The sequence below is a fragment of the Neobacillus rhizophilus genome (genome assembly GCF_018343535.1).
Lineage (GTDB): Bacteria > Bacillota > Bacilli > Bacillales > Cytobacillaceae > Neobacillus > Neobacillus rhizophilus.
Map to the genome: position 1 here is coordinate 413854 of NZ_JAGYPF010000004.1, position 12216 is coordinate 426069.

Below are 12216 nucleotides of genomic sequence, written 5' to 3' on the forward strand. Positions count from 1 at the left end.
CATGTTGTATGTAATAACCAAGATGAGGTAATGGAGTTTTAAGAATGAATTATCCTTGTACGATCTCATCTAATAATTCCAAAAGAAAATAATTTAGTTTATAATACGGCTATCATATTTTTTTAGGGGTTATTTATGGGACTAATTTCAGGTAAAGTAATTATTATCGCTCTGTTTTTATTGATCATTACAATGATTGAAACATTAGCTTATTCAACAAGAATTTCAGGAGCAAGAGTAAGATTAATCGCCACTGCTTTATCTTTGTTTAGTACACTGGTGATTGTTTCAAGGTTTTCTACAATGATTCAACAACCTCTTACAGCAAAACTTATTGCAGAAGCACCTGATGTAAACAAATTGCACTTTATAGAGGAACAATATAGGATCTTAATAGCTGTAACCTCCATAGGGGTTTTGTTGGGGATACTTTTATTTCCGACGTTCATCAATATCTTTTCAAGAGCCATTGTTCAACTTTCAAATCAACGTGGTTCAATCATTGCGCTGTTTGTTCATCAATTCAATCGAAATGGCTTAAGAAAAGTTTTTATGTGTTTAAGGATGCCGAGATTTGCATATCTGAAGGGAATTACATTAAAAACCATTCCAAAACGGCTCTTTGTGATTAATGTCATCATTTCAGCTGTTTTTACGATTGGTGTTCTATCTTCAATTTATGCTTCAATGTTAGTTCCTAAAGATTATGCTCAGGCAGCATTGATGTCATCTGGAATTATAAATGGTATAGCAACGATTCTTTTGACATTGTTTATTGACCCCAAAGCGTCGGTGTTAGCTGATAGAGTAATGAAAAAGCAAACCGATTACATTTACTTAAAAAGCTATTCTCTGACAATGATAAGCTCTAAATTCTTGGGAACAATTGTTGCTCAACTACTATTTATCCCTGCAGCATATTATGTAGCTTGGTTTGCTAAGTGGATTTAATAGATCGATTATATTCATTAAATTTAAAAATACTGTCTTCCTTATAGGGATACAGTATTTTTATTTTGCCTTCTATATATTGGAATAGGTATTATTTTAATATGATAGTTTAGTGGAGGATTTGAAACAGGATGCAATTTGACCAGGAGGGGTTATATGTATGGCAATTGAAAATAAATTGACTAAAAAATTATATCGACGACTGATATTGCGATATTTATTTTTTGGAAGTAAAAGCAGTTTGTTTATCCTTCTACTATATATCATGTGGTGGAGAATTCTGTACACCATTACAAAAATAGGACAAATGAAAACAAATATTCCGATTTTTTTAGGTATCAGCTTTCTGCTATTATTAATGTTTATCCATATTATTGTTACTTATCGTAAGCTAGTGAAAAGAGAGATAAACGAAGATTTAAAAATTGTTAAGCCTGTTCATCCAAACTTTTGGAAATGGACGGTTATTCTCTTTTCATTGGTTACGATGGTTGGAGGATATTATGTTGGCTCGAATGCTGTCAATTTTAACGGGGCATTAGCCTGGAAAATCCAGGAGTTGAAAACAGAGACACGAGTCAAGCTAGAGAATGATAATTTTTACGCAGCAAAGCTAGATGGAATACTGGATTCTGTAAAAGAGAAGATGGAGCTGGAACCGTATTTAATGACCAATGATTTAAAAATAGACTTTGAAAAGGATGGGACAATCACAGACATTTATATGTATGTTTATGGGTTTGACCAAGACCGGAAACTACAATCAGGATATTTAATTTATTTTGATAAAACAAAGAGCAATAAGGTTAAGATCCATAAACAAGATTGGCATGGGGAAGGAACAACGGTTTATGATCCGAACAACGATTTATCGATTGTTATCAATATGCTAAAATGGATACCCGTTAAAGATGAAGTAAAACGGTGGAATGAAGAGCATTATGCTGTCATGTATAAAGGAATAAGAAACTGGGGGATTATTCGGGAGGGGATTCGCTATATGGATGAAAAAGGTAAGGTTATTCCTTCCATATCTGCTCCAGGAAACTCGGGACCAACCATCTCCTTATACGTTCCAGGCAAGGAGGATATGATTACTCCACAGCGTTATATCTATAATCCATTTTTTCATGAAGAGTAAGTTTATATTTGAATGAAGGATGAATTCCATTGAAAACAACGAAAAGTAGGTTAATAATTTTTAGTTCTATATTAATTGTTCTCTTCATTATCTTTCAACTGTTTAATGGGGATCATGAAAATCCCAATACGAAACCAGTCGAAGTAAAAAAGGAAGATATAAATATTAAACTCCCTTATACAATTCAAGTAGAAGAAAGTGATCAAAAACCAGAAACGATTGCTTACCGAATCTGGTTTGATTTCATGAATCAGTTAGAGAGTGAAGGTGCGATTGCGAGTAAGAGCTTTACTAGATTTACGAAGTTATCGGGAGATGAGAACTATTTTATAGCGGCGGTTGTGTTTCAAGTTCAGTTACCTGAAGGAACACCAAAAATCGATTACGGTTGGGGAAAGATGCAGGATGACCGAGTCGTTCCTAATATCGTTTGGAAACTAAGCATCAAAAAGGAAGAAAATTTAACGTACACATTAACAAATATTGAAAGAATAACCGATACGCAAATTGGGCTGCCACCTGTTCAAATGATGGAAGAATATCGAAAGAAAGCCGGAATCGAGGAACCCTCGAAAAGCATAAAGTATGAGATTAAGGATGATAAGCTTAGGGTCACTTATGATGGTGGTGAAAAATGGAGAGTAGTTCCTGTTGCGGTTGAAAATTTATTAAGCAGTGGACTGGGCGGTACGGACCAACAATTAATGAATGGCAGCTATGTGATTACACCGGAGATAACTGCGTTTGTACTTAACAAGGGGTTGACGGTTCTGGTTAGTCGGGATAAAGGGAAATCCTGGAATGAAGTGTTGGTTTCGGACCAGCTGCCATCTTTGAGGCTGCGATTACTGGGGTTCACATCGGACAAGGATGGCTTTCTTATCGTGACAGGTGATAAAACGATGAGTTGGGAGGCACACTTTGTATTTAAAACAAACGATGGCGGAGAGACCTGGTACAACGCCGGATCTGTTAAGGATGTCTATTCCTTAGTGACAGACGGAGGGTTTATTGACGATCAATTAGGGTTCATCTCCTTTGGTGAATTACGATATGAAGCACAGTCGCCAATTCCAAATCTATATCGGACAATCGATGGTGGAGCAAACTGGGAACGTGTAGAGGTTCCGATACCGGAAGAATATCAGGGATACTTCACAATAGCAGAGATTCCTACCTTTCACGGAACGGAGGGAACTTTGTTAGTGAATCAAGGTCCACAAGGTGATTATTTGGGTGGAAAGGTATTGGCAAAGTTCACCTCACAGGATCAAGGGAAGACATGGTCTTTCGCTGGTTTAGTCGATCCGGATGGGGTACTTCGTGATAGAAAAAATTAAATAGTAAAGGTTTTATGGAGGATTTCTTTGTCATGAGGAATGCTCTTTTTTTTGAAATTATCATTATGCGACAGTAACAACGGCTTATGCGACAGTAACAGCAGATTATACGACAGTAGACCTTTCTCAATAAAATAGTCGATTTCAAAGTTTGGTATCTTTGTCCAGTAAATACAAAATATTCGGAACTTTCAACAACAAGTTTAGCGTTTGATACCAATTGTTGTAGAAATATTACTATGCTATTCTACTTGTAAGCGCTTTCGATATAGGTAAAACAAAACGTCGTTTTGTTATTTTTTTGCCTTTGGAACCTAGTTTCCAAAGGTCTTTAAATAACTATAATTATCTGAATTGTATGAATAGTTTGTTTGATAGTCGATTTGTAAACAAGGGGGTAATACTAGGTGGAAGTCCAACAAAAAGCCAAAAATACGATAGAAACGAAGAAAGTCAGTTACTCGGACGTAAAGAAAGTTGTTTTTGGAGCAGGCATGGGGAATTTAATTGAATGGTTTGATTACGCTTCATACGGATATCTAGCAACTGTCATCGCTGCAGTCTTCTTTGCCCCCGGGAACGATCGAGCCGCATTGCTAGGTACATTCGGGGTGTTTGCCATCTCTTTCATAGCAAGGCCAATAGGGGGAATCGTTTGGGGACATTTTGGTGACAAGCTTGGGCGAAAGCGGATCTTGACTCTTACGATCATCATGATGTCACTTGGGACATTTCTAATTGGGCTAATTCCCAGCTATGCTACGATAGGAATGGCCGCACCCGCGTTACTTCTTCTCTGCCGTCTTGTTCAAGGTTTTTCGGCATCGGGTGAATATGCTGGAGCTTCCTTGTTTATTGCCGAATATGCCCCGAGTTCACGCCGGGGACTACTTGTCAGTGTTGTGCCGGCGAGTACCGCTGCAGGACTGTTAATAGGGGCTTTGACCGCGGCAGGTCTTGAATTCTCTCTAAATCAGGATGCTTTGCACAGCTGGGGATGGCGTATTCCCTTTCTTGTATCAGGACCTCTAGGTTTAATCGCCTTGTATTTGCGGACGAGAGTTGAAGAAACGCCTGCTTTTAAAGAGATGGACCATGAAAAGCCCCAGGATCCTGTTTTCGAGAGCATTCGTCAGAACTGGAGAAAGATCATTGTTGCTTTCGGAGTAATCTGCCTCAATGCCGTTGGTTTTTATACTATTCTTAGCTACATGCCCACCTACCTTACTAATGAGTTGGGCTTTGACAGTGTTAAATCAATTCTGTCGACCATCGCTTCACTTGGAACTTATGTAATTTTTCTACCTATTGTTGGTACACTTGCAGATCGCATAGGAAGGAAGCCAGTGTTGATTGGAGCCAGTTTATTGTTTATTTTGTTTTCCTATCCGGCCTTCATGCTTCTTCCTTTGGGAGGAGTATACGCCGTGTTAGCACAGATCTTCCTTGGGGCTATATTGGCCGGAAATGATGGTGTGCTCGCCACGTTCTTATCAGAGATGTTCCCAACCTCTGTACGCTTTACGTGCTTTGGATTGTCTTTCAACTTGGGTAACGCCATCTTTGGCGGAACTGCACCATTCATTGCTACATTTCTCATTCTTCAAACAAACAACAAATTTGCACCTGCCTTCTACTTAATCGCCGCTTCCTTAATAGCATTTATTGCTTTGTTAAAAACCAAGGAAACGGCGAACAAGTCTCTATAATGATGAGGGAAAGGAGGGCATCCATTTTCGTGGCTGCCCCCCAATAATATGAATCTTTGACCACCATACCATTTCTACTGATTTAGGTTGATACGACGGCTTATACCGTCGTATTTTTTTGTTTGAGTAAAATATGTATCAATGATTATTACGCTAGCAGATAGTCTATATAAGAAGGAAGGTCTAGGTACTTGTTCTCATTAAGAAGAAATTGGAAAATATTATAATAAGTTTAAAGAATTCAATATTTTCTTTTGTAAAAATTGTTAACGCCTTGTTTTGTGAGGGTTAAAATTCAGTTAAACGAAAGGAAATAACTAGAAGAAATGGTAAATTGGTAGTATACCTCTAGTGCTTCCTACAAGAGAAAGGAGGATATATTGATAGATTTAGAAGATTATTTGGAAGTACTATTTTATAGAGGGTAATAAATAAACAAATTTAAAGGAGGAACGCACGTGGAGAGGCTTAGAAAACAGCTATTTGCGATAACGACAATGTTTGTCATGTTGATTAGCATGGTTCTCCCATTTCGGGCACAAGCGGCTGAACCTATTACGGTTGCTCAGGCAATTGCAAATAATACGGGGACAGCCACAGTGACAGGGTATATTGTAGCTTATACAACAGGTGGCGGTGGTGGGAAAGCTACATATGATTTTGATGCACCATTTAAAGATGATTTTAACTTCGCCATTGCAGATAGCCCTACGGAAAGAGACGCAACGAAAATACTGCCCGTTCAAATCCCAAGTAGTTTCCGTTCAAACTTTGGATTATTTACGAATCCCTCGATCGTAGGAAAAAAGGTTTTTGTTACGGGTTCACTTGAAGCTTATTTTTCAGTACCTGGTCTAAAATCTCCATCGGCCATTTCGTTTGATGGCACAACACCACCTCCAGATGAACCCGGAAATGGCGAAACAGGTTTAAAGATTCGCGATATTCAAGGTCAATCTCATACTTCACCATATAAAGATAAAAATGTAGCAGATGTACCTGGAATCGTAACCTACGTAGTAGACGGCAGCAATTTTTACATGCAGGATCCAAACCCAGATAACAACTCTAATACGTCAGAAGGTATTCTCGTTTACAAGCCGTCTCACGGTGTGGCTGTGGGGGATAGCGTAACGGTTTCGGGACTTGTCAAAGAGTGGGTACTAGATGGATATGCAGAGAAGCTGCAAACCGATTTAGCGATGACAGAAATTAATGCCCAATCTGGCAAGGTTACTAAGGTTTCTGGTGGAAATCAGCTTCCGGCTCCGATCGTAATCGGTAGGGACGCAATTCCGCCAACTTCTGTCATCGACAACGATCAATTCGGGACATTTGACCCGGCAGAGGATGGCATCGATTTTTATGAAAGCCTTGAAGGGATGCTTGTTTCCATCGAAAATCCAACTGTAACAGGACCACAGAAATATGGAGAAGTACCTGTCATTACTGGTCAAGTGGATGGAAAAGCATATACAAAAGAAGGAACTCCGCTTTTAACAAAAGTAAATCAAAATCCTGAAAAAATGCTCCTTCAGCTTGATGACCGCGAGTTTGTAACGAAAGCGGGGGACTCCTTTGATGGAACTGTCACAGGAGTGGTCAGCTATACGTTTAGTAACTTTAAGATTCTCACAAAAGCAGCTAATCTACCTAACCTAGTAGAACGACCAAGAACGAATGAAGTCACGACGATACAAAAGGAAGAAGACAAACTAACCATCGCAGGCTACAATATCGAAAACTTTGTAGCAACAGATACTGCCAAACGCGATAAGCTGGCAAAATCGATGGTCGAGAACTTAGGTTCTCCCGATATCATTGGTCTAGTTGAGGTGCTTGACGAAAGCGGGGAAACGAATAACGGTGTTGTCAAAGCGGATGCAAACTACAAGGCATTAAGCGATGCCATCAAAGGCTTTGGCGGACCAACCTATGCTTGGACCGAAATTGCTCCAGTTGACGGGAAAGACGGTGGAGTACCAGGAGGAAATATTCGTGTAGGATATCTATACAATCCTGCTCGTGTGACTCTTAACCAGGCCCCTAAGGGAAATGCCACAACGGCTGTTGCCTATGAAAATGGTTCTCTAACCTTAAACCCTGGCCGCATTGACCCAACAAATGCTGCATTCAACAGCAGCCGTAAGCCGCTTGCAGCTGAGTTTACTTTCCAAGGAGAAGAAGTCATTGTCATTAACAATCACTTTAACTCAAAAGGCGGCGATGAACCTTTATTTGGAAAAAATCAACCGCCACACCTTGAGAGTGAAGCACAGCGTGTACAAATTGCGAGGATTGTTAATAACTTTGTCTCTGACATAAAGGCAAAGAACGAGGATGCAAATGTAGTGGTATTAGGTGACTTGAACGATTTTGAGTTTTCAGCACCACTAGCAGCATTAAAAGGTGATGATTTAACGAACTTAGTTGAAACCCTGCCTGCTTCTGAAAGATACACTTATAACTATCAAGGAAATGCACAAGTGTTGGATCATATTTTAGTATCCAATAATTTAGCTAAATCAGCTAAACTGGATATCGTGAACTTTAACTCACCGTATATGGAAGAACATGGACGCGCTAGTGATCATGATGCATTAGTTGCCCAGTTAGATTTAGCCGTAGAAAAAGGACCATTCACGATGTCACTTCTTCATACAAACGATACACATGCATATGTAGAGCAATTCCCACGACTGATTACGGCTGTGAACGAAGTGCGTTCCCAGAAGGAAAATAGCCTGTTGCTAAATGCAGGGGATGTGTTCTCAGGAACATTGTATTTCAGACAGTATCTAGGTCTAGCAGACTTGTATTTTATGAATCAACTAGGTTTTGATGCCATGACTCTTGGAAATCATGAGTTCGATAAGGATTCGGCCACTCTTGCGAACTTTATCAAGCAGGCAGAATTCCCAATTGTTTCTTCCAACGTTAACATGACAAAGGATCCGGATTTAGGACCACTATTCCATAACTCAATCGGCGGAACGAATGAACATGGAGAAATCTTCCCAGCCATTATTAAAAAGGTGGATGGAGAAGAAGTAGGTATTTTTGGATTAACAACAGAAGATACAACATTCCTAGCGAATCCTGCTGATGACATTGTATTTGAAAATGCAGTCGAAAAAGCCAATGAGACAGTCGAAATGCTTGAAGCACAAGGTGTAAACAAAATTATTGCTTTATCCCACTTAGGCTATCAACCAGATTTGGATTTAGCAAAGAAGGTAGACGGTATTGACGTCATTGTTGGCGGGCATTCCCATACAAAACTAGATGCTCCAGTGGTTGTAGATAAAGCGGAACCGACACTAATTGTCCAAGCTAACGAGTATTTAAAATACCTTGGTGTTGTTGATGTAACATTCGACGAAAATGGAGTGATTTCTGATTACGCCGGTGAACTCAAGGATTTAAGTACGTATGCAGAGGATGCTGCTACTCAAGCGAAGGTGGAGGAGTATAAAGCTCCATTAACAGAACTACAAAAACAGGTGGTAGGAAGTACATCTGTTGCATTAAATGGTGAACGTGCTGATGTTCGCAGCAAGGAAACGAACCTAGGAAACTTAATTGCAGACGGAATGGCCGCTAAAGCCAATGAGTTCATCCCAACGTATATCGCGATGCAAAATGGCGGTGGAATCCGTGCCTCCATTGATCAAGGAGATATCACATTAGGAGAAGTGTTAACGGTACTGCCATTCGGCAACAGCCTAGTCACTCTTGACCTAACAGGAAAAGAAATTCTTGCTGCTTTAGAGCATAGTGTGAGCGCACCTGGTGCAGGTGGATTCATGCAGGTATCAGGGTTAAAGTTCAAGTACGATCCAGCAAAACCAGTTGGTGAACGCGTCTGGTATGTTGAGGCTTTAACACCTGATGGCTATGAAGAACTTCAACTCGATAAAACGTATCGAATAGCGACGAATGCCTTTACGGCGGACGGTGGCGATGGATACGGCATGTTTAAAACCGCCAAGGACGAAGGCCGTATCACAGAGTTATACATCGTAGACTTTGAAGTGTTTACTTCCTATTTAGAAAAGTTCAATCCGGTTTCACCAGTGGTTGACGGCAGAATCGTACAAGCAGTTGCGGACAGCGTAGCTCCAGACGCTCCTTCTGTAAACGAAGTTTCTGACCAATCGACTATAGTAACAGGTAAGGCAGAAGCAGGTTCAACGGTTAAAGTGTTTGTTGATGGAAACATTCTTGGGTCAAGTACTGCTGTAGGGGACGGCAGCTTTGTCATCGAGATTGCGAAACAAGCAGCTGGAACCGAGATATCCGTTACGGCAACAGATTCGGCTGGCAATGTAAGTGAAGCGACAGTCGTGACAGTTAAGGATGTAACTGCACCAGATGCTCCACAGGTTAATCCTGTCATTCATAATGATACGGTTGTCACAGGTACAACAGAAGCCGGTGCAAATGTTAAGGTAATGATGGGTACTGTGGAGATAGGTACAGCTGTAGCAGATGCTAACGGTAAGTTTACCGTATCGGTGCCAAAGCAAAAACACAAGAATTTATTAACGGTGACGGCCACAGATGCTGCTGGCAATGTTAGTATGGAAACTGTTGTTGACGTATTAAAGAAAAACGAAAAGTAAGTGAGAAGGCAGGTTGCTATTTGGGCAGCCTGCCATTTTTTTCATAACATAATATTACAGAAACCGTATTATCAAGTAACGAGAAGGTTAGCTACAAAAATACCCATCCGCATATGTCATAGATAATTTGAAGATTCAGGGCGAATACCCAGGAGTTTATTACCAAAAGGCATATGCTCTAATGAAACACGAAATGAGGAGGATGAAAGTGATTCCGAATAATCATATAAATTATATTGTCCATGTTCCAATTGATGAAAGAATAGGTTTAGGAGGACCAGGCTCAGGGGTAGGTTTTTCACCAGGACTTGGTTTAGGAGGACCAGGCTCGGGGTTAGGATTTGGACCGGGACTTGGTGTTGGGGGACCAGGAATTGGACCTGGTTTTTATCCAGGTATGGGCTTAGGTGGTCCGGGTTCGGGGGTTGGTTTCGCACCAGGTCTTGGTTTAGGAGGACCAGGCTCAGGGTTAGGATTTGGACCAGGACTTGGGTTTGGCGGACCAGGCATTGGATATGGCCATCCTTACCCATATCCATATCCATATCCATATTACCACCATTATTACCCCCATTATTAAAAATTACTGATATAAAAAAATTAAATCCAATATGAAGTCTCAATAAACCAGGCGTTTCTACAATATGTGGAGACGCTTGGTTTTTATTAATATAGTTGAAATGGTTAGGACTGTTAAATAAAACAAGAAGTATTCATTATACAAAGTTAATTTTATAAACAGCAGGTCATATTAAAATTAAAAAGGTACGTTTCAATTTTCAGTTTCTACGTCTGGATCATATTTTGCAAAAAGTTTAAATTAACCTTTAGCTGTTCATTAAATCCAACCATGCTGTCTTTAATCGTTTGTTGCGTATTAGGTCCTGACACGGATCTTGTTTGCCACTTTGCGACATCTACTTTCCATCATCGATTAACAACTAGTCAGTTTATTTTTTGGCTGCGGCTGTTCACGTTTGCAATTTTTGAAATCACTACAATGGCAAACAAAAGCAGACCGGCATCATCTATTCCGTGGAGACACGTACCTATTGATAGGTGAGTATTGGGCTACTTTCAATTTTACGAAACGGCCGGTATAGGGGATAGACAAAACAGTCTCGGATGAAGATAAAAATGTTCCTTAATAAACCATCTATTTTGCCCGAGAGCGCAAGAAAAGTGACGCACCGGTAAAAAAAAGCGGTCTATTCTGCCCTAAAGCGTAAGAAAAGTGTCGTACTGGTAAAAATAGGCCGCCTATTCTGCCCGAGAGCGTGAGAAAAGCGTGGTACTGGTAAAAATAAGGAGGTCTATTTTGCCCGAGAGCACAAGAAAAGTGACGCACCGGTAAAAAAAAGCGGTCTATTCTGCCCATAAGCGCAAGAAAAGTGTCGTACTGGTAAAAATAGGCCGCCTATTCTGCCCGTGAGCGTGAGAAAAGCGTGGTACTGGTAAAAATAAGGAGGTCTATTTTGCCTGTGACCGCATGAAAAGTGATGCACCGTTAAAAAAGGGTCTATTCTGCTCGTAAGCTTAAGGAAAGAGAGCACCTTAAAAATAAGTGCGGAACATGTAAAATTCTCTGTCCCACCGACATGCATATCTAATAAGCAGCAAATTGCGTCATTAGATTAAGTTTATCCCAGCAAATTGCGTCGATTGCAAACTATGTGAGGAAATCCGCTTATTTAGGAAAATACACTTAGTAGAATTTGAGCATCGCGTGTAGTAAAAGGGATAATGGATAATGGAGGGGAAAACTGTGCTGTTTCGAACGGTAAGATAGTAATCTTGAATCTTGGGTGCAGTTTCCGGTCAATTAACGCTTTGAATGAACTGGGGGACTGACCATATTTTTGCTCATTCACCATTAATGACAAAGTTCAAAAAACATTTACATAATGATAAAAATTGTGGCTAGACAGGGGCGAATGATATAATAAAGATGTACAGCTGCATAGTGGGGTGAGCCGTGGCCGCTAACTTTCTTTTTTGGAAGGTGGTGGTATTAACCGACTTCCTTTGAAGGGGGGTGAGGCCACTGATGGTTACTTTTGTCGAAGCAATGACTCTGATGTTTGGGTTTGGAATGTTCATTCTAACGTTCATCTCAGTGTTAATAGCTCTCTTCAAAAAAAAGTAACCTTCCCCCCGCACCTGCCAGTGTAAAAGGGTAAGGTTACTTCTTTGCTCATAATATAGCTTGGCGGTCACTGCACTTCATGCAGTGTGGCTGTATATTAGGGATGCCAGTTGGAGCTGGTATCCCTTTTTTATGCTACTCTGTATATCTTTATTATATGCAATAAATTGGTATTTTACAAATAAAAAAAGAGTATACGAGGGAGTTGCCATTTTGATGTTTAAGATCAGTCCTGTTGAAATATTTTGTACAGAAAAGTTATTTCTCATTATCTTTTTTTGTAATCCTTTTGATTAATTAAGAT

General features: G+C 40.0%; 7 protein-coding genes and 1 pseudogene. 7 read left to right on the plus strand and 1 reads right to left on the minus strand.

The features are described from left to right. Window positions 1-135: 135 nt before the first annotated feature. The 6 genes from KHA99_RS20295 (at window position 136) to KHA99_RS20320 (ending at window position 10346) form a co-directional block, all read left to right on the plus strand. Window positions 136-951 carry a lipid II flippase Amj family protein gene (locus KHA99_RS20295; protein WP_213119301.1) on the plus strand — a complete coding sequence of 272 codons (816 nt, stop codon included), beginning with the start codon at window positions 136-138 and terminating at the stop codon, window positions 949-951. Window positions 952-1111: 160 nt separating this feature from the next. Next, complete coding sequence (locus KHA99_RS20300; protein WP_213119302.1) at window positions 1112-2092, plus strand: hypothetical protein; 981 nt, start codon at window positions 1112-1114, stop codon at window positions 2090-2092. A 29-nt stretch (window positions 2093-2121) separates the two neighbouring features. Beyond that, window positions 2122-3432, plus strand: a complete 1311-nt coding sequence (locus tag KHA99_RS20305; RefSeq protein ID WP_213119303.1) for a WD40/YVTN/BNR-like repeat-containing protein — start codon at window positions 2122-2124, stop codon at window positions 3430-3432. A gap of 407 nt (window positions 3433-3839) precedes the next feature. Continuing rightward, window positions 3840-5141, plus strand: a complete 1302-nt coding sequence (locus tag KHA99_RS20310) for an MFS transporter (RefSeq protein WP_213119304.1) — start codon at window positions 3840-3842, stop codon at window positions 5139-5141. Between the two features lie 458 nt (window positions 5142-5599). Continuing rightward, window positions 5600-9766, plus strand: a complete 4167-nt coding sequence (locus KHA99_RS20315; protein ID WP_307852111.1) for a 5'-nucleotidase C-terminal domain-containing protein — start codon at window positions 5600-5602, stop codon at window positions 9764-9766. 208 nt (window positions 9767-9974) lie between these two features. Continuing rightward, complete coding sequence (locus tag KHA99_RS20320; protein WP_213119305.1) at window positions 9975-10346, plus strand: hypothetical protein; 372 nt, start codon at window positions 9975-9977, stop codon at window positions 10344-10346. Window positions 10347-10552: 206 nt separating this feature from the next. Here the strand turns inward: KHA99_RS20320 and KHA99_RS31580 are convergent. Next, window positions 10553-10675 (minus strand): annotated as a pseudogene (locus KHA99_RS31580) (hypothetical protein); the annotation flags it as partial. A 1159-nt stretch (window positions 10676-11834) separates the two neighbouring features. Between KHA99_RS31580 and KHA99_RS31585 the strand changes: the two are divergent. Then, window positions 11835-11912, plus strand: a complete 78-nt coding sequence (locus tag KHA99_RS31585) for a putative holin-like toxin (RefSeq protein ID WP_372447627.1) — start codon at window positions 11835-11837, stop codon at window positions 11910-11912. The last annotated feature ends 304 nt before the right edge of the window (window positions 11913-12216 follow it).

Coding starts and splice junctions, on each gene's coding strand:
- KHA99_RS31585 (WP_372447627.1), top strand. CDS start 11,835: ATGACTCTGATGTTTGGGTTTGGAATGTTCATTCTAACGTTCATCTCA.
- KHA99_RS20295 (WP_213119301.1), top strand. CDS start 136: ATGGGACTAATTTCAGGTAAAGTAATTATTATCGCTCTGTTTTTATTG.
- KHA99_RS20300 (WP_213119302.1), top strand. CDS start 1,112: ATGGCAATTGAAAATAAATTGACTAAAAAATTATATCGACGACTGATA.